Consider the following 18377-nt stretch of genomic DNA (forward strand, 5'->3'; position numbering starts at 1 on the left):
CGCCGACCGACCTGCAGCGCGAGGGCGCATAGACGCGCCGTCGCTGCCGCAGGCGTTGGATTCATGCAGCGGCTTTCGTCAGATGCAGCGGCAGATAGGCTTGCAGATAATCTTCGAAATCCGCGCGCACTTCCGGGTGACGCAGCGCGAATTCGACCGTCGCCTTCAGATAGCCGAGCTTGCTGCCGCAATCGAAACGCGTACCGAAGTAGCGATACGCGAGCACCTGCTCTTCCGTCAGCAGCGATTGCAGCGCGTCCGTCAATTGCAGTTCGCCGCCCGCACCCGGTTTCAGCGCGCGGATATGCTTGAAGATGGTCGGCATCAGCACATAGCGGCCGACCACGCCGAGATTCGACGGCGCCTTGTCGGGTGCCGGCTTTTCGACGATGCCCGACAGCTTGATCACGTCCTCTTCCCACTCCTTGCCGTCGACGACGCCATACGAACGGCTCGCTTCGCGCGCGATCGTTTCGACGCCGACTACCGAGCTGTGATAGTGGTTGAACGTGTCGACGAGCTGCTTCATCACGGGCTTTTCGCTGTGCAGCAGGTCGTCGGCAAGAATCACTGCAAACGGACTTTCGCCGACGAGCTTTTCCGCGCACAGCACGGCATGACCCAGACCCAGCGCTTCGGCCTGACGCACATAGAAGCAGTCGACGTTCGCGGGCTTGATGCTGCGTACCAGCTCAAGCAATTGCGCCTTGCCGCGCGCTTCGAGTTCCGCTTCGATTTCATAGGACTTGTCGAAGTGATCTTCGATGGCGCGCTTGCTGCGGCCCGTGACGAAGATCATTTCGGTGATGCCTGCTGCGATCGCTTCTTCGACTGCGTACTGGATCAGCGGCTTGTCGACGATGGGCAGCATCTCCTTCGGGCTCGCCTTCGTGGCAGGCAGAAAACGTGTTCCGAGGCCCGCAACAGGAAAGACGGCTTTGGTGACTTTCAGCATGGTATGCATTTCCACTCGGTTGGATTGAATGTATGCAATCGCCGTGAGAGGCGGCGCATTGTCGTGCTGGAAAAGACTAGCGCAAAACTGTTCGAAATTTTGTGCAACGCGGCATCTAAATTATTTCAAATTGTTCGATTGACGATCATTTATTCCGACATTCGAAAAGCATCGGGAAACAATGACGCCGAATCTTTGAATCGCCTTGCATACGCCGGGTAATTCTTGCCGTTGAGCCGATGCGTGCTGCGCAGATGTGGCTATTCGTTCTCTTCGAACTGCGGCATCTTTTCCGGATTCATGCGGATACGGCTGATCGGCTCGTTGCGCAGTGCTTCGCGATATGCGGACACGGCGACGAGCAGCAGCAGCACGACGACGCCGGCGATCAAATGCAGGTTCATGACTCCACCCCTGTCAAAGTTTTCCCGCATCAACGTAACACGAAAAAAACGTCAAATAATTCAAGCGGCTATGTGGATTTATGCGCGACTCCGGAAATAAAACGGCCATATGTCGATTCAAATTATTCGAATCATTTCTTGCCGTTTTTTTGCCGGTCTATTCACCTACCATTCGCGTACGTTAGGCACGCGGGCGCGCGGCCTCTTGAAGCCTTGCGCCTTTTCATCCATCAACGATCAAGGACCGCATGAGCGATACAGCACTGGGCGCCAACGGCTCGTCCCTGTCCTTCGCGCCGGCGACGCGCAGTGAGACAAAAGTCGCCGACAAGGAACACGTCATCGACGCGATGCGCGGCTTTGCTGCGCTGCTAGTGGCCTATTTTCATTGCCGCCAGGTCGAATGGGTCGGCATGCAGAGCTTTCACCACGTCGCGGGCAAGTCGCTCGACCTGAACACGATCGTCGCGTACCTGACTTTGCCGATTGCATGGGGCTCGGCGGGCGTGTCGATTTTTTTCGTCATCAGCGGCTATTGCATTCATCGCAGCGCCGCGCAAAAGCTCGCGGCGAATCCTGCCTACAGGCTCGACGCGATGAACTTCTGGGCACGCCGCTTCACGCGCATCTATCCCGTGCTGTTCGCCGCTTTGCTGCTCACGCTGGCGCTCGACTGGGCGAGCCTGCAGTTTCCGCCCGTCAATCACAAGATTCTCGATATCGGTCCGAAGGCCTTTTTCGTCAATCTGTTTTCGCTGCAAGGCGTGGCCGGCAAGACATATGGCTCCAACGGCGCGCTGTGGACGCTGTCGCTCGAAGTGCAGTTTTACGCTGTATATCCGCTGCTTTTCGCGTTGCGCAAGCGGCTCGGCATGAACGGCGTGCTCGGTCTCGTTGCGCTCGTCAACATCGCGTCGTACTTCGTGTTCGAGCGCCATGAACTGCAATTCTTCACGTCGTTCTGGCTCTCGTGGACGCTCGGCGCATGGATCGCCGAATCGCAGGTGAAGCACAACACAGCGCAGAAGCGCATGCCGTGGCTCATGTATGGCGCGGCGGCAATGTTGACGGCGTTGGGCTGTGCCGCGCTCCACTTCGCCCAGTACTACGCATTCCAGCTGTGGGCGCTGGGCTTCGCGTGCTATCTGAACGAAGCGCTCAAGAGCCGGCGTCACAACGACACGCCCGCGATCCGCTTGCTGTCGCGTTTCGGCGATTTCAGCTTCTCGCTGTACTCGATCCATCTGCCGATTTTCGTGCTGCTGTCGTCGCTGCTGTATCGCTCGGCGCTGCAGATGTCGATCTTTCCGACCTTCGGCTTTATGCTCGTCGCGCTTGCCGCTGCATGGGTGTTTTATCGTTGCGTCGAACTGCCTGCGATGAAGTGGTCGGCGAGTTTGAAGCCTGCTGCTGCAAAGCGCATGCACTAACGACTCAAGCAGATTCAGGCAAAAAGAAAGGCCGGCGCGATACAGATCGCGCCGGCCTTTCTGCTTTTCTCAGCTGGCGATCTTTGCGTGCGCGCCCGCCACGTTCGCCAGAATGCGCTCGACGCCCTCGACGTACGTCTGCGTACCGAACTTGCGCACGGCCGTCTGATAGCCGCGTGCGACGAGCCGATCGCGCAAGGCCTGATCGGAGCGCAACTCGGCGAGCGTATCGGCGAGCGCATGCGCATCGCCCGGCGTGCACATCACGCCGTTCACGCCGTCGTCGATGATCTCCGTCACGCCGCCCGCGCGCGACGCCACCACGGGCCGCTGCGCGAGCATTCCCTCGACGATCACGCGGCCGAACGGCTCGGGCGTGATCGACGTATGCGCGACGACATCGACGGCGCACATGCACGCGGCCACGTCGTCCTGGAAGCCGAGAAAATGCACACGCTCTTCAAGACCGTGCGTCGCGACGAACTCATGCAGCTTCGCTTCGTATGCGTCTTCGCCAAACAGCGCTGCACCCACCAGCACGGCATGCATGTGCGGATTGAGCACCATCGCTTCGAGCAGCACGTGCTGCCCCTTCCATTGCGCGAGCCGGCTGAACGAACCGACGAGGAAAGCGTCCTGCGGCAAGTTGAGTCGCGCGCGCAGCACGCTTTGCGGCACATCGCGCAGCGCATTGAACGGCGCGCTGGAAATGCCGTTGAACACGACGTCGATGCGCTTGTCACCGAACTGCGTCAGATCGGAAAACGCGCGCGCCGAAGCGGCCGAATTGGCGATCACGTGCGCGAGGCCCAACTTCGCGCACCACTTGATGATCGCCAGCTGCTTGCCGCCGAAATGCTCGGGGCTCACGATATCGCGCAGATGCCAGACCACGGGGCGTCGTGCGAGACGTCCCGCGATCGCGCCGATCACCATCGCGCGCTGCGTGTTCGCGTAGATCACGTCGCTGTCACGCGCACGCGCGACCGTCGCGCGCACCAGCGACGCCACGCCCTTCACCGCTTTCGCCAACGGCGGTGTGCCGCCCTGCTTGCGGACCTCGCGTATCGCGCCGGGATCGAGGACATCGACGGCGACGCCTTCGCGATGCAGCGCCACACGAAACGGGCCGTCGTCGAACAGCACGACCTGCACACGCGCCTTGAGCGCCTTCACGATCTCCAGCAGCGACAGTTCGGCGCCACCCATCACGCCGCTCTGATCGATCGCGAGCACGCGCAATGCACTCGTTTCATGCTTCTGTTCTTTGCCGATGACGGGCGGATCGTCGGAAGGCAGCGACGCGCCGCGCAATGCCGGCACCGACTCGCGCACGAAGCCGAAGAAGCGCTCGCGGAAATGGCGGATCGAAAAACGCTCGGCATTTGCGCGGCAGTCGGCGGGCCTGAAACGCGCGGGATCGCTCGCGAAATGCTCGACGGCATCGATGATCGAATCGGTCGTCTGTTCGTTGAAGAAGATGCCCGTCGGATGCGATTCGTACTGGTCGCGCACGGTTTCGAGCGCCCCGCCCTTGCCGTAAGCGATCACGGGTGTGCCGCAGGCCTGTACCTCCACCACCGAAATGCCGAAGTCCTCTTCCGCCGCGAACACGAATGCCTTCGCGCGGCGCATGTGATCGCGCAGCACGTTGAAAGGCTGATAGCCCATGATCTGCACGTTGGGCGTCGCCTTCTCGCGCACCTTCTGCATGTCGGGACCGTCGCCGATCACGACGAGCTTGCGCTCGGGCATCTTCGCAAACGCCTCGACGATCAGATCGATCTTCTTGTACGGCACCATGCGCGACGCCGTCAGATAGAAATCGTCCTTCTGTTCGCAGAGCGAGAACGCCTCGACATCGACGGGCGGAAAGATCACTTCGGATTCGCGCTGATAGACCTTGCGAATGCGGCGTGAAATGAACTCCGAGTTCGCGACGAAGGCATCGACGGAGTTGGACGTGCGGATATCCCAGTTGCGCATGTAGTGCAGGATGAGCCGCGCGAATGCGGACTTCGGTCCGCTCGTCAGCTTCGACTGTTGAAGGTATTGATGCTGCAAATCCCACGCGTAGCGTATGGGCGAATGCACATAGCTGATATGCACCTGGTCCGGTCCCGTCAGCACGCCCTTCGCGACGGCATGGCTGCTCGAGATCACGACGTCGTATGCGGACACGTCGAGTTGCTCGATCGCGAGCGGCATCAATGGCAGATACGAACGGTACTTCGTGCGCGCCATCGGCAGCTTCTGGATGAACGACGTCGTCACCGATTTACCGCGCAAAAACGTGCGGTCGTCGAGAAAGTCGACGAGGCTGAACAGATCGGCATCCGGAAAGCACGCGACGATCTGTTCGAGCACGCGCTCGGCGCCAGCATAGGTGACGAGCCAGTCGTGAATGATCGCGACGCGCACGGGGCCGACGCTGCGCGCGCCGCGTCGTTTCACGGGCGTCGCAGGTGGCCTGGAAACGGGCGTGGTGGGGATGAGATCGTGGCCTGCATCGCGCGTCACAGGCGTGGGACGCAGCAGGTCTTCTTCAACGATATCGTGGTTCATGCGCTATTCCTCGGATTGAGTCGCAACTTCAGACGCGCAAGCAGCGAACGCGCAAGATCGCGCAATGCAGGGGTCATCGTGAGCGACCAGGCGACGTTCGCGCTCACGACGAGCGCGCCCGCGGCAATGGCCATCGGCAGGCTGGACAGCAAGGTGGCGAGCCACAACGTGCCCACCAGGAAGACGAGATGCGCGCACATGTCGAGCACGATCGGACGCGCGTGAATCGCGGAGAGGCGCAGCAGCACGACGTAATCGAACAGCCCGCGCGCGGCGACCACGACGGCCGCACCCGTCAGCCCGAAATGCGCGATGCCGAACCACAATGCGCCCGCGAAGAACGGCAGTTCGAACAGGCCGAGACGCGCAGCGGAAGCGGGATGCACCTGCGACTGAATAAGGATGCGCGCGAGGTTCGCCTGACCGACGAGCCACACGGAGATGATCAGAATGCGGCCGACAGGCCCCGCCACGTCCGCGATTTCGCTGCCGACCCACGCATGCAGGAACGGTTCGAGCACGATCATCGCGACGAGCGCAACGGGCGTGAACACGCCGTTCAGGAACTCGAGCGACTGCCGCATGATGACGTCGGCATCGTCGCGGCCGACCGCGGAAAGCCGCGGGAATAGCGTGCGTTGCATTGCCGTGGGCACGATGTTCAGACGCGTGACGAGGTTCTGCGGCACCGTGTAGTACGTGACGAAGCGCGCGCCGAGACTCGTGCCGAGCATCACGCGGTCGAGCGATTCGGCGACCATGCCCGTGATGCTCGCAATCAGCATCCAGCCGCCGAAGTTGAACAGGCCCTTCGCCACTGTGAATTGCGGCGCACGCAACCGGCGGATGCCGAGCACACTGAACGCCGAACGTCCGAGCAGAATCGCGGCGAGCAGACGCGCGACGACAGCGGCCGCGAGCACGTTCTGCAACGTCGGGCCCATCATCCATGCAGCCGCGAGCGGCAACAGCTGAAACAGGAACGTGCCGAGCGTCTGGTTCGTGTTGTAGATGCCGAAGCGTTCCGCGCCGTTGATCGCGCCCGCGAAGACCCACGACACGTTCGCCAATGGAATCGCCACCGCGAGCCACGGCAGCGCCATATAGACCTCGTGCTGCAGTTCGGGCGACACCTTCGAGAAGTACGCGGTATAAAGCGCCGCGCCGAAGTAAATGACGAGTCCGCCGACGATGCCCGTCGCCAGATTGAGCCACGTCGCGCTCCAGAACACCTGTTCGCAGGCATCGGCGTCGTTCGACGCGCGCGCCTTCGAGATGTGATTCTGCGCGGCCATGCTCATGCCGAGATCGAGGATGCTGAAGTAGCCGATCAGCGTCCAGACGAGGCTGATCACGCCGTAGCGTTCGACGCCCAGCAGCTTGATGTACGACGGCACCGTGACGAGCGAAACAAACGTCGGCAACACCAGTCCGATCAGGTTGATCACTACGTTTCTTAGGATGCCCTTGTCCATCGGATTCCTTTTGAGTCAGTCATGCGTTGCGTTTTTGTCGGAGTAGCGTGTGGGTGGAGAATCTGTGCTTAGGCGTTGGGTTTCCAGCGGTACATCAGGACCTTGCCGCGCGCGTCTTCCTCGACGAACACGAGGTACTCGCCGTCTTTGCGTCGATGCGCGCTGATGCCGTTGGGCACGTCGACCCAACCCGATGCACGGCCTACTTCCGGGCCCGGCTGCATCGTGCCGACGGGTGTGCCCGTGTCCCTGTCGTAGACGTGCACGGTGCCGACGGGCTCGACGGCGAACACGTACTTGCCTTCGACGGTGAGACCGATCAGCGTCGATACGGGCTTCGCTTTCGTGTCCCACGGCAGCGGCAGCGTGTAGCGCGCAACGGGATTGCCGCTCGACCATTTGTCGTAGCGCACCAGCACGCGGCCCACTTCTTTCCAGAACGCACGGTCGAACGGGGCTTCGGGCGTGTACCCCGTCACGTACATCGAATCGGTTTGCGGGTCGTAGATCGCGCGTTTGACTTCGCTGAACGGCTGCGGCACCGCGTACGCGGTCATGTCCGCGTATGAGTAGATCGGGTTGCCCTTCGCATCGAGGCCGCCGAATCGAAAGCGGTTGATGCCCTTCGAATCGCGCGCGCGCCAGATGTCGCCGTTGGTGTCGACCCACCAGCCCCAGCCGCCCGCGAGGTGATTGCCCGTCGTGTTCGGCGTGAATTCATCGGCGTCGAAATGGCCGTTGCCGTTCGTGTCGCGCCAGATCCAGTCGCCGCCCTTCGGCGCGTTCGGCACCTTCAGTACGGCGCGTTCGCGGCCTGCGATAAAGCCCGAAGGCGTCGCCGTCTCGCCGTCGCGGCCGCCATCGAAGCGATAGATCTTCAGATGGTCCGCGTACATGTCGGTGAGGAACAGGAACGTGCGGCCCTTCAGTTGGCGTGCGATGGGCAGGCCCGGCCATTGATCAGTGTTGAAGACGGGATCGTCGGGATAGCGGAAGCGGTTGGTCAGAAAGCCCGCGTATTTCCATTGCTGGCCGGCAGGTTTCGACAGATCGAGTTCGAAGCGCTTGTTGCCCATATAGACGCTGTCGGGCCGCGACGGATCGATCCACGCGCCATCGACGAACAGCAGCCCTTCCACCTGCCACAGACGCTTGCCATCGGGCGCATAGCTTTCGAGCGTTGCGCCGAGGCCTGCGCCTGTCGGTTCGAAACGCGGACCGATGCCGTTGGTCGACACGTAAACGTTGCCGCGCGCATCGACGCCCACGCCCGTCAGTCCGTTGAAACGCTGCGGTCCGGGCTTGCCTGCCACGCCCGAGAAAATGCCGCCGCGTTCGCCGAGCGTCGACGTCAACGCATACGTGCCGTCACGCTTGCTGAAGAACAGCACCTGCTGGCGCGGACCGTTATCGGCGATCAGCACGCGGCCTTGCGGGTCGACGGCGAGATCGACGGCGACGGCGTCCGTGGGCAGCGGCAATTCGTCTTTCAGGCGCTGGCCGTCGGCAGAGAGATGCACGACTTTCGGATGCTCGCTCAGCGTATCCGTCAGCACCCACAACGTGCCGTCGCCTGCACGCGCGATGCGTCCCGGCGCGGCGATGTTCCATTGCGATTTGCGTTGCATCGATTCGGCGTCGTACACCTCGATGCGGTTCTGCGTCGTGTTGGACGCATACAGCGTCGTGTCGCTCGCGGCGAGCCCGTTGATGTCGCCATGCGTGCCCGTCGGCACGTCGTTGACGAGTTCGAATGCGGCGGCGGCTTTCGCATGCGGATCGAGGCTGCTCACAGCGGACTGGAACGCCGCGACGCGCTTCGTGTCGCCGATCTCGCGTCGGGAGATGCCGTACCACTGGCGGCCCTTCTCCGGCCACACGCCCTGCCCGACGAGATGCCCCTTCTCGTTGCCGACACCAACGGCCACATACGCGTAGCGCCCGTTGATCGCAATCGCGTTGCCGCCGCTGTTGCCCCAGCCGTGCGTGCCGCCCGCGAAGCCGAGCATCTTGCCGTTCTGATAGACGCTCGCCTCCGCGCCGCTCTCGTCCCACGGGGCGTTCGTATAAACCTTGCCATCCGGCGACACCGCGAGCGACGTGATATTGATCTGCGTCCAGCTGCCGTCGCCGAAGCCGAACGTATTGCCGATCCACGACGTCTGCACGTTCAGCGCGGGTTCCGCGAACGCATGCAGCGTGGCGAGCAAGGCAAACGCGCACATCGCGCGAGCAAGCGTGAGTCGAGGCAACGCGGGTTCTCCAGTCGAGACGAAACAAAGGCAGCGATCGGCATGCAGCACCGGATGCAATGCGGAAATGCGCAAAAGAACCTGCAATGCGCGCATTAGCGTTAAAGCATCGCTAAAGCGCAATGGTCCAATCAGCGCTTAACGGTAATTGCAAAGAATGAATCACGTAAATCGCAAATAATTCAAAATTATTCGCGTGTTGAAACGATCGAAAAGAAAATTGAAAAAAATCGGTCTGCGTGCTTTTCGGGCAATTTTGCGGGCAAAACTGGCCGTGAATTTCCGGCGCGTCGCGTGATCCGGTAGTTCTTGCCGCATTTCTTCGGAAAGGTGTATCGAGGTGTAACGGCTCACGCGTCGATACAAAAATGTCTTTTTTATTATTCAAATCAATTCGTTTATTTCATTCCGGTTTTTTAGTGTTTTTATTTCCCTAGAATAAAACCCGTTTTCGCCCGTCTTCATGGTGATCGCCTCGCGACATCGTGCATGGCCCTTCGAATGCCGCATCAGGCGCATACACGGACGCTCATGACAGCCAGCACCCTGCCCGCCCCTTCGACTCATCACCGACGCATCGTCCAGCTCGACGGCCTGCGTGCGATCGCTGTGCTCGCCGTCTTCGCACAGCACGCGCTGAAAGCGCCGCTATGGATGGGCGTCGATCTGTTCTTCGTGCTGAGCGGTTTTCTGATCACGGGCATCCTGCTCGAACGCAAGGCGCGCCAGCAGTCGTATTTCAGTTACTTCTACGCGCGCCGCGTGCGTCGCATCCTGCCGCCGTATCTGCTGCTGATGCTGGTGTCGTCGCTGCTGTTCGGTCTCGGCTGGGCGCAGCACTGGGAGTGGTACGCGTTCTTCGCGACGAATATCGCCGATGCACTCGGACAAAGCGGCCATGACAGCCTGAATGTGCTGTGGTCGCTCGCCGTCGAAGAGCAGTTTTATATCTTCTGGCCGTTCGTGATTCTGCTGCTGCCCGAGCGCGTGGTCGGTTACGTGGCGGCCGCGCTGATCGTGCTCGTTCCCGTGCTGCGCGCCGTCGCGACGCCGTGGTTCGATTCGTTCTGGCCGATCTATTACCTGACGCCGTTCCGCATGGATCTGCTCGCGGCGGGCGCGCTGCTCGCCGTCGCCGTGCGACGCAATGCGAACGCGCTGGAGCCGTTCAAGTTGCTCGCTGCACTCGGCATCTGCGCGGCGCTGGCCGTGCTCGCGTGGCTGCATCTGCACTATCCGCGTTTTCGCGCGGCCAATACGCCGCTGTCGAATGCGGGGCTGTATAGCGTGTCGCTGGTGCTATGCACGTCGGTCGTCGTGATCGCGCTGCAAAGCAAGGGCATCGTCAAGCGCGTGTTGTGCAACCCGGTGCTCGTCTATATCGGCACGATCAGCTACACGATCTATCTGATTCACCTGACCGTTCTCTACGTGCTCTGGCCGCTGCACTACAGCCGCCCGGTGACGGCCGTGCTCGCGCTGGCGATCACGCTCGCGTACGCAAGCGCCTCGTGGTTCGGCTTCGAACGGCGTCTGATTCACGGCAGCGCGTCGCCTCGCAGCACGAAGCGCGACGAAGCGCGCGAAGAACTGTTGCACGCGGCACGCGAAGCATCGAGGACGAGCGCTTGAGGCCCGCACGGATGCATCGCGCCGTGCTCTGTGCGCTTGCCTTCGCTGCGACGCTCGCATCGGCGGACGAGCCTGCGCAACCGCAAGTGCTGATCGAAGCGTACGGCGACTCGACGACCCTCGGCATTTCGTGCAGCGACGGTCACTGCGGGCCACGCCCCGATAACGCGGTCACGTATCTGCAGGAGCAGTTGCGCGCGAAGTATGGCGAGCGTGTCGTAGTGGTGAACGACGGCGTCGGCGGCACGATGGCCACGCAACTGCGCGACGGCACGGGACCGGGCCGCAAAGGTCCGTGGAAAGACCGCCTCGCCGCATCGAATGCGCAGATCGTCACGATCAACTACGGCATCAACGAAGTGATGCACAACCAGACGCCCGAGCAGTTCTATCAGGCCGAAACGGAGCTCGTAAAAACGGCGCAGGCGCTCGGCAAGCTGCCCGTGCTGCAGACCTCGAACCCGATGCCCGACGGTCGCCTGAATGCGCGTCTCGCGGAGATGGTGGCGATGACGCGGCGTGTGGCGGCCGAACAGCAGGTTCCACTGGTCGACCACTACGCGCAAATCTCCGCGATGGCCGACTGGAAAACGCATATGTCCGACGGCGCGCATCCGAAGCCGGAGCTGTATCGCGTGAAGGCGCAGCAGGATTTTCAGGTGATCGATCCGCTCGTGCGGCGGCTGTCCCACGTGGCTGCGTCTTCACAAAGCCAGCCGCCGCGCGCGCCGTCCACTCCTCATTCAACTTCAGACAACCCGACGAGAGGCAACTCATGACCACACAACGCAAAGCCATCATCACGGGCGTATCCGGCCAGGACGGCGCCTATCTGACGAAGCTGCTGCTCAACAAGGGCTATCAGGTTACGGGCACGTATCGCCGCACCAGTTCCGTCAACTTCTGGCGGATGGAAGAACTCGGCGTGATGGACAACCCGAATCTGCAACTCGTCGAACACGATCTGACGGATGCCGGCTCCACGCTGCGTCTGCTCGACACCGTGCAGGCCGACGAACTCTACAACCTCGCCGCGCAGAGTTTCGTGGGCGTATCGTTCGACCAGCCGTCGACGACTGCGCAAGTGACGGGCGTCGGCGTGCTGAACCTGCTCGAAGGCATCCGCACGGTGAATCCGAAGATGCGTTTCTACCAGGCGTCCACGTCGGAAATGTTCGGCAAGGTGCAGGCCGTGCCGCAATGCGAAGACACGCCGTTCTATCCGCGCAGCCCGTATGGCGTGGCCAAGCTGTTCGCGCACTGGTCGACGATCAACTATCGCGAGTCGTACGGCATGTTCGCGACGAGCGGCATTCTGTTCAATCACGAATCGCCGCTGCGTGGCCGCGAATTCGTCACGCGCAAGATCACCGACACCGTCGCGAAGATCAAGCTCGGTAAAGCCGATGTGCTCGAACTCGGCAATCTCGATGCGAAGCGCGACTGGGGCTTCGCGCTCGAATATGTCGAAGGCATGTGGCGCATGCTGCAGGCGGACGAGCCGGACACCTACGTGCTCGCGACGAATCGCACGGAGACGGTGCGCGATTTCGTGAAGATGGCGTTTGCAGCGGCGGGTTATCAACTCGAATGGACAGGCCGCGACGAGCGCGAAGTCGGCCTCGATATTTCGACGGGCAAGACGCTGATTCGCGTGAATCCGCGCTTCTATCGCCCTGCCGAAGTCGATCTGCTGATCGGCTGCGCGGACAAGGCGCGCGAGAAGCTCGGCTGGCATCCGGAGACGTCGCTCGAACAGCTGTGCCGCATGATGGTCGAGGCCGATCTCGCGCGCAACCAGAACGGCGTGTCGTGCTGACACTGCGTTGAAGAACAAGGGGCGCTCGAAGCGCCCTTTGTTTTTAGAGCAGCTTGCGACTGACCTGCGGCACCATCGGCGCGAACTGCAACAGGCGATCGGCCTGCGCGTTGATGAACGAAGCGATGGTGTGCACCAGCGTGCGCTCGTCGCCGATGTACACGTCCGCATTCGCCAGATCAGGCGCGAGTGCTTTCGCGGCCTGCGCCATGCGCGTCATTTCGCGTGCGAGAAAGCGTGGCGCCGTGCCCGTGCGCTGCGCGAAGTCTGCGAGCGCGAACGGCGTGATTTCTTCGAGCCTGAAGGCATCGCCATACCCCATTGCCATGTCCTGCTCGACCTGTTCGCCGTATGCATTCACGGAGACGAGATCGTACAGCGGCGCGGGATCGAGACCGCCGCCGTGCACGAAGAACGACAGGTTCTTGCCATGCGCGTCGCTGTTGCCGATCAGCAGCTGAAACAGCGCCCAGCGGATCATGAACGTGCGCGCCGCGGCAGGATTGTCGAGATGCCGCTGCAATGAAAACAGCTTCTCGAAGCTCACACCTTCGCGGATATTGCGTACGTCCTGCGTATTGCCGAAATTGCGCTCGTATTTGAACGACACGGGCAAGTCGAGCGCCTGACAGCCGTCGATCACATGCCGGCGTCGCACGGCTTCGACCGACTCGCCGTCCTTCGCATCGACTACGACTGCGCGGTCGAAGCGCTGAATCAGCAGGATCGGTTCGGGAAGGCGCCGGATCGCGACGGGCGCAGCCTGCAAGCCCATGCGCGTCGCGAGCGTCATGCAGTAGTGCTCGTTGGCGACCATGCACGGCGTGACGGAACTGCGCGATTCGGGCTTGAGAATGTGCGTCGAACTCAGCGGACCATCGGCGAGCGCGATGCGTTCGCCTTCGAGCAGCACCTGCAGCTTGTCCTGATAGCCCGCCACCGACAGCCGCACTTTGCCGTCCCACACCGGAAACGGAATCGCGTCACGCTCGCGGATGCGCTGGCTCAGTTCGTCGGGCGTGATGTTGCGGCGTGCGGGCGGGCCCTGTTCCTGCTTCACAGGCTCGACGGGCCGGCCCGCGTCGTCGGAAGCAAGAAAGCTCAGCGCGCCGACAGGCTCCTTGCCGAGCATGCGAATGAGCCCATAGGTGTTGTCCTTCGACACCTGATAGACGACGGACGCCACATCGAGCGCCCGCCCCTCCGGCAACAGATTCGCGATGAAGCGATGCACGGCGCCGCCCGCGGGCTCTTCGCCCGACAGCGGAATGTGCGGCGACAGCGGAAACGCCTGCCGGCGCGACGTCCAGTTGCCGTGGTACTGGAAACGATAGAGGCTCTCTTTCGCCTCGAAGTCGAGACGGCCGACCGCGCCTTCGTGAGTCGTGACGTGGAGGGTATGAGCCATCAGGGCTTCTCCGCCGTGCTGCTCGACGCGACCGGACCGCCTGGTTCGACGGCATCGAGTACCGCGCTCGTCTGCTGGTTCGTGAAAACCAGCATGTTGAGGCCGAGGCCGTCCAGCACCTTGAACACCTTGTCGAGACTGACCGAGCGGCCGTTCTCCAGGCGCGACAGCACGTCTTTGGAGACGCCGAGCATGTCGGCGGCATCGTCGATGCGCAGTTCGCTTTGCGCGCGCCGGTTGCGTACGAGCAGGCCCAATGCGGCCATGTCGCGGGCCAACGGGTTGACGGCGGTCGGTCGAGGTAAGGTGCGGGCCATAGTTCCGGAATTCCAGGAATAAACCCACCTGCGGCGCACGCAGACGGATAGTTACGAGAATATCGGAATTATTGCGACATGGCGCGTCGGATGTCAATAGTTCTTACATTTCAGGAATTATGACTCTAAGGCTCGTCCAAAGCTCGATAATTCCTTAAATATCGGAATTATCGCTGAAAAAACAAAGGGCGGCACCAACGCCGCCCCTTTCGTCCTCGCAGCTTAGGCTACTTATGCCGCCGCCTGGATCGCCTCCTGATACACAGCCGCGACGCGCTTCGCGATCACCGGATTGTCGAAGTTCGCCCGCGCGTAGGCGCGGCACGCATCCGCATCCGGCAATCTGATCGTGCCGTCGAACGCCTTGATCAGACCATCGGCGATCGCGTCCGCACCCGTCGACGGCAGCACGAGATCCTGCGACAGCCCCGACACCGCTTCCGCTAACCCGCCGACGGGCGTCACCAGCACGGGCGTGCCCGACGCCAGCGATTCCACCGTGATCAGGCCGAAGCCTTCGAGCGCCACCGTCGGCACAACGCTGATATCCGCCGCGCGATACAGCGACGCCAGATGCTCGTCGGGCACGAAGCCCAACAGCTTCACGTTGTCGCCGAGACCCGCATCGTCGATACGCTGCTGCAACTCTTCCTGCAAGCGGCCCTTGCCCGCGATCAGCAGCAGCACATCCGGCTGACGACGCTTGACGACCTTCACCGCGTCGATCAGATCTTCGAGGCCCATGCGCCGCACGAGACGCCGCACGGCCAGCACGATCGGACGGCCGAGCGGCAGTTGCAGGCGCAGCCGCGCCTCGTTCTGCGTGAGCGGCAGATTGAACTGGTCGACGTTCACGCAACCGGGTACGACACGCACGCGATCGGCGGGAATGCCGTAGCGCGACGTGAGAATCTTGCCGAACGCATCGGACAGCACGATCAGTCGCGACGACCGCGCATAGACCGTCTGCTCGAGATAACGCTTCGCGCGCTGGCCGAGCGAATCGGCGCCTTCGACGTGGCTCTCGTCGGCCCACGGCCCCTGAAAATGCGAAACCTGCGGGATGCCGCGCGTCACGTCGAGACCCGGAAACGTGTACAGCGCGAAGTGCGACGAGATCACGTCGGGACGCTGCTCGCGAATCTCGCGGCGCAGCGCGCGGCGCGCGGCCATCAGGCGCAGCGGCAGCGATTGCGCCGCCGAACCGAAGCCGTTGATCGCACCGTTCGTGTCGTGCGCAACGCGCTCCGAGCCCGCGACGACGCCGCGCACTTCGACGCCCGCGCCGGGCAGCGCGCCGATCAGCGAGTAGTACATGCGGTCGAGACCGCCCGCGCGCTCGGGAAACCAGTGCATGCCGATCTGCAGCGATTTGATGGAACGTGGGTTCATGGTGTGTGCATTCCTTGTCGTTGTCAGTGCATCAGGCGCGGTCCGCGCCTTGCGGCCCGGCGAGCACGTTCGCCGTCAGCGCGTCGCTGTCACCGTGGTTGTCGTTGAGTGTGGTCGCGTGGCGGCGGTCTTCGCGCCGTCCCGCGATCTGCCGATACAGCGCGATGTACTGCTGCGCCATGCGCGCCCAGCCGAAGCCCGTCGCGAGTTCGTTGGCCGCGCGGCCCATCGCGAGCCGTTCTTCATCGTTCGATGCGAGACGGCCCACGGCCTGCGCGAGCGCTTTCGGATCGTCGGGATCGTCGAGCACGATGCCGCAGTCGGGCGTGATGATTTCCGCCCCGCCCGCCGTATGGGCGGTCACGACGGGCAGACTGGCTGCCATCGCTTCGAGCAGCGACAGGCTCATCGCCTCGTAGCGCGACGGAAACACGTACGCATCGACGGAATGCATCAGCACGGGCATCTCTTTGACGAGCCCCAGAAAATGCACGCGATCCGCGATGCCGAGCGCTTTCGCTTCTTCCGGATACGGGCTGCCGGGCAGATAACCCGCCACCGCGATATGCACGCGTTCGGGCAGATGCGTGAGCGCCTTCAGCACCGTGCCGAGGTTCTTGCGCGGCGTACGCAGATCGCCGACGAACAGCAGCAGGAACTTGTCCTCGGGCAGCTTGAAGCGCGAGCGGTCGCCATGCGCCGCCGCGAAGCCCTGCGTATCGACGCCGTTGTAGATCACGTCGAGCCGGTTGCGCGGCGTGAGGCCGATCGCCGCGATCTCTGCCGCGACCTTCTGCGACACAGCCGTGATCACACGCGAGCGTCGGTACGCCCAGCCTTCGAGCACGGCGTTGGCGCGCGTATAGACGAACTGATACGCGGACCACAGCCCTTTGCCGAGACCGAACGGGTAGTACTTGCTTTTGAACCAGCCGGTATGCACGAAATGCGCGGTGTTGACGTCGGCGGGCATCCACGTGATGAAGCCGTTCACGTGCAGCACGTCGTATTCGCGCCGATGCATGCGCAGCCACAATGCGCTCTTGAGCGCGAACACCTGCTGGCGCAAGAGATTGGTCGGCCAGAAGCGGCCGATCTTCACGGGCACCCAGCGCACGAGCGGATGCTGCAGCAGTTCGGGCGCGACATGCGAGGCGACCAGCGTGACCTCGATGTTCTCGTCGAGCGCCGCGCGCGCGATCTCGTGATTGACGCGGCCCTGCCCGTCGTTATGACGCACCACGTGCGTGACGATGGCGACTCTCAATCAGTGGCCTCCATGAAAGAATGATTGGCGGCGCCGGTTCAGCTTTTGCCAGTGCGCCGCGGAAATGATCGAAAACACGCCCATGAAGAGCAGCAGGCCGCCCGTGCCGACGAGCGAATTGGTGAACACGAGCATCGCGAAGATCGAGAGTGCGAGCGACAGCGACGCCGACGCGAATTTGTCGTCGCGCAATCTGAACGACGCGCGCAGCGCACGAAGCAGCAGCCAGATCACGCCCGACATGTACAGCAGCGTGCCCGGCCAGCCGAGCACGAACGGAATGTTCATCACGCCGCTGTCGAAGTTGCCGTACTGGCCGAGCTGGCCGCCGTCGTTCGAGAGCTTGGTCGACGTGCCCGTCGCGCCGAGTCCTTCGCCCGTCACGTCGGTGAACGCGGTCTTCGCGAAGGTCGCGTAGAACTCGTTGCGCGCGGCGTAGCTCTGGTCGTCGTGCAGATTGATGATGGTGTCGAGGCGCGCCTGCATCCGTTCCGCGACGGGACCGACGGCGAGCAGCGGCACGCACAGGCCCGTCAGCAGCACCGCGCTCGCGACGATGCGGATGCGCACCTTGTTGTCCGACTTGACGAGCTGGATCAGCATCGCGATCACCCAGCCGCCCCATGTCGAGCGCACCAGCGACAGACAGAACGACAGGAAGCCGAACGCGCCCGCCACCCAGCGCACGCGATGGTTCGCGGCCATCACGTAGACCATCGCGCCCATCATCGCGAGCGCGAACGGGCCCGACGAATTCATCGTGCTGAACACGCGCACGCCGAACGGCACGGGGTCGCCCTGCGAGTTCATCTGCGAGCCGAGCATCCATAGCGCGTCCCACTGCGGCATGATGAAAAACTGCACGAGACCGTAGCCGCCCATCAGCAGCATGCCCCAGATGAACGTATTGACGATGGTCTCGCGGAATTCCGGGTACTGGCGCGAGTGCGCCATGATGTGAAAGCCGATCAGGATCGGATAGACCCAGTTCGCGAGGTCGTACAGGGCCGCTAGCGGGCCGCTGGAGACGACGCCGATCATGAATGCATAGGCGAGCCCGCCCAGCACCAGCAAGACCGGCAAACCGCGTCTTTGCGCGAGCACGGGGTAGAAGCGGATCAGCGAGAGCCCGCTGATCATCGTGACGGCGAGCGGCGCGACCTGGATCAGGCTCGTCGGCGTGAACGCGCCCTTCGACCAGTCGGCGAGACGCCGCACTTCCGGGCTCAGGAACCACAGCCACCACATGTACCCGACGTACTTCGCGGGCGCCTTGAAGTACAGCCAGAAACCGACGGCGATCGACAGCACCGGGAACGCGAGCGTGAGCACCGTGCCCTGGTGCGCGACGATCAGCATCGCCGTGACGAGCCACAGCAACGCGGGCGGCAGCCAGTCGCGGCGCTCGCGCTTTGCGACGCGCGCGGTGCCTTCCATTCCGGCTGGTGCAATCGACGACAT

14 protein-coding genes are annotated in these 18377 nt (G+C 62.6%); 4 read left to right on the plus strand and 10 right to left on the minus strand.

What is annotated here, in order from left to right:
• Positions 1 to 61: 61 nt before the first annotated feature.
• Both galU and QEN71_RS21645 read right to left on the minus strand, forming a co-directional pair.
• Positions 62 to 955: a UTP--glucose-1-phosphate uridylyltransferase GalU gene (gene galU / locus QEN71_RS21640; RefSeq protein ID WP_201660403.1), complete on the minus strand. Its 894-nt coding sequence runs from the start codon at positions 953 to 955 to the stop codon at positions 62 to 64.
• 260 nt (positions 956 to 1215) lie between these two features.
• Entirely contained in the window at positions 1216 to 1359 is a 144-nt protein-coding gene (locus tag QEN71_RS21645) for a hypothetical protein (RefSeq protein ID WP_201660401.1), read from the minus strand.
• A 248-nt stretch (positions 1360 to 1607) separates the two neighbouring features.
• Here QEN71_RS21645 and QEN71_RS21650 point away from each other — a divergent pair, with 248 nt between their 5' ends.
• Positions 1608 to 2789 (plus strand): acyltransferase family protein, encoded by a 1182-nt coding sequence (locus QEN71_RS21650; RefSeq protein WP_201660398.1) that lies wholly within the window; start codon positions 1608 to 1610, stop codon positions 2787 to 2789.
• A gap of 69 nt (positions 2790 to 2858) precedes the next feature.
• Here the strand turns inward: QEN71_RS21650 and QEN71_RS21655 are convergent, their stop codons facing one another.
• The 3 genes from QEN71_RS21655 to QEN71_RS21665 all read right to left on the minus strand — a co-directional run bounded on the left by QEN71_RS21655 (position 2859) and on the right by QEN71_RS21665 (position 9081).
• Complete coding sequence (locus QEN71_RS21655) at positions 2859 to 5354, minus strand: glycosyltransferase family 4 protein (protein ID WP_290468219.1); 2496 nt, start codon at positions 5352 to 5354, stop codon at positions 2859 to 2861.
• Positions 5351 to 6829 (minus strand): oligosaccharide flippase family protein, encoded by a 1479-nt coding sequence (locus QEN71_RS21660; RefSeq protein WP_201652437.1) that lies wholly within the window; start codon positions 6827 to 6829, stop codon positions 5351 to 5353. The genes QEN71_RS21655 and QEN71_RS21660 overlap by 4 nt, the downstream gene beginning before the upstream one ends.
• A 68-nt stretch (positions 6830 to 6897) precedes the next feature.
• Positions 6898 to 9081, minus strand: a complete 2184-nt coding sequence (locus QEN71_RS21665) for an NHL repeat-containing protein (RefSeq protein WP_201652434.1) — start codon at positions 9079 to 9081, stop codon at positions 6898 to 6900.
• 531 nt (positions 9082 to 9612) lie between these two features.
• Between QEN71_RS21665 and QEN71_RS21670 the strand changes: the two genes are divergently transcribed.
• Genes QEN71_RS21670 through gmd form a run of 3 tightly spaced genes read left to right on the plus strand, consistent with a single transcriptional unit; the run spans position 9613 to position 12532 of the window.
• Positions 9613 to 10713: an acyltransferase family protein gene (locus QEN71_RS21670; RefSeq protein WP_201652432.1), complete on the plus strand. Its 1101-nt coding sequence runs from the start codon at positions 9613 to 9615 to the stop codon at positions 10711 to 10713.
• 11 nt (positions 10714 to 10724) lie between these two features.
• A complete protein-coding gene (locus QEN71_RS21675; RefSeq protein ID WP_201652455.1) occupies positions 10725 to 11492 on the plus strand; it encodes an SGNH/GDSL hydrolase family protein in 768 nt (255 codons plus the stop codon).
• On the plus strand, positions 11489 to 12532 hold the full coding sequence (gene gmd, locus QEN71_RS21680; protein ID WP_201652430.1) for a GDP-mannose 4,6-dehydratase: 1044 nt from the start codon (positions 11489 to 11491) through the stop codon (positions 12530 to 12532). The genes QEN71_RS21675 and gmd overlap by 4 nt, the downstream gene beginning before the upstream one ends.
• Positions 12533 to 12575: 43 nt before the next feature.
• Here the strand turns inward: gmd and QEN71_RS21685 are convergent, their stop codons facing one another.
• The 5 genes from QEN71_RS21685 to QEN71_RS21705 all read right to left on the minus strand — a co-directional run bounded on the left by QEN71_RS21685 (position 12576) and on the right by QEN71_RS21705 (position 18377).
• A complete protein-coding gene (locus tag QEN71_RS21685; RefSeq protein ID WP_201652428.1) occupies positions 12576 to 13940 on the minus strand; it encodes a HipA domain-containing protein in 1365 nt (454 codons plus the stop codon).
• The gene (locus tag QEN71_RS21690) at positions 13940 to 14257 is read right to left on the minus strand and encodes a helix-turn-helix domain-containing protein (protein WP_233471946.1); all 318 of its coding nucleotides are present in this window, start codon (positions 14255 to 14257) and stop codon (positions 13940 to 13942) included. The genes QEN71_RS21685 and QEN71_RS21690 overlap by 1 nt, the downstream gene beginning before the upstream one ends.
• Before the next feature lie 231 nt (positions 14258 to 14488).
• Positions 14489 to 15649: a glycosyltransferase family 4 protein gene (locus tag QEN71_RS21695; protein ID WP_201652426.1), complete on the minus strand. Its 1161-nt coding sequence runs from the start codon at positions 15647 to 15649 to the stop codon at positions 14489 to 14491.
• Positions 15650 to 15680: 31 nt separating this feature from the next.
• The gene (locus QEN71_RS21700) at positions 15681 to 16916 is read right to left on the minus strand and encodes a glycosyltransferase family 4 protein (RefSeq protein WP_201652424.1); all 1236 of its coding nucleotides are present in this window, start codon (positions 16914 to 16916) and stop codon (positions 15681 to 15683) included.
• Positions 16917 to 18377 (minus strand): glucose-6-phosphate isomerase, encoded by a 1461-nt coding sequence (locus tag QEN71_RS21705; RefSeq protein WP_201652422.1) that lies wholly within the window; start codon positions 18375 to 18377, stop codon positions 16917 to 16919. It abuts the gene before it with no gap.

It is taken from the genome of Paraburkholderia sabiae (assembly GCF_030412785.1).
In the GTDB taxonomy this organism is placed as follows: Bacteria; Pseudomonadota; Gammaproteobacteria; order Burkholderiales; family Burkholderiaceae; genus Paraburkholderia; species Paraburkholderia sabiae.

Coding starts and splice junctions, on each gene's coding strand:
- galU (WP_201660403.1), bottom strand. CDS start 955: ATGCTGAAAGTCACCAAAGCCGTCTTTCCTGTTGCGGGCCTCGGAACA.
- QEN71_RS21645 (WP_201660401.1), bottom strand. CDS start 1,359: ATGAACCTGCATTTGATCGCCGGCGTCGTCGTGCTGCTGCTGCTCGTC.
- QEN71_RS21650 (WP_201660398.1), top strand. CDS start 1,608: ATGAGCGATACAGCACTGGGCGCCAACGGCTCGTCCCTGTCCTTCGCG.
- QEN71_RS21655 (WP_290468219.1), bottom strand. CDS start 5,354: ATGAACCACGATATCGTTGAAGAAGACCTGCTGCGTCCCACGCCTGTG.
- QEN71_RS21660 (WP_201652437.1), bottom strand. CDS start 6,829: ATGGACAAGGGCATCCTAAGAAACGTAGTGATCAACCTGATCGGACTG.
- QEN71_RS21670 (WP_201652432.1), top strand. CDS start 9,613: ATGACAGCCAGCACCCTGCCCGCCCCTTCGACTCATCACCGACGCATC.
- QEN71_RS21675 (WP_201652455.1), top strand. CDS start 10,725: ATGCATCGCGCCGTGCTCTGTGCGCTTGCCTTCGCTGCGACGCTCGCA.
- gmd (WP_201652430.1), top strand. CDS start 11,489: ATGACCACACAACGCAAAGCCATCATCACGGGCGTATCCGGCCAGGAC.
- QEN71_RS21685 (WP_201652428.1), bottom strand. CDS start 13,940: ATGGCTCATACCCTCCACGTCACGACTCACGAAGGCGCGGTCGGCCGT.
- QEN71_RS21690 (WP_233471946.1), bottom strand. CDS start 14,257: ATGGCCCGCACCTTACCTCGACCGACCGCCGTCAACCCGTTGGCCCGC.
- QEN71_RS21695 (WP_201652426.1), bottom strand. CDS start 15,649: ATGAACCCACGTTCCATCAAATCGCTGCAGATCGGCATGCACTGGTTT.
- QEN71_RS21705 (WP_201652422.1), bottom strand. CDS start 18,377: ATGTCGTCGATTGCACCAGCCGGAATGGAAGGCACCGCGCGCGTCGCA.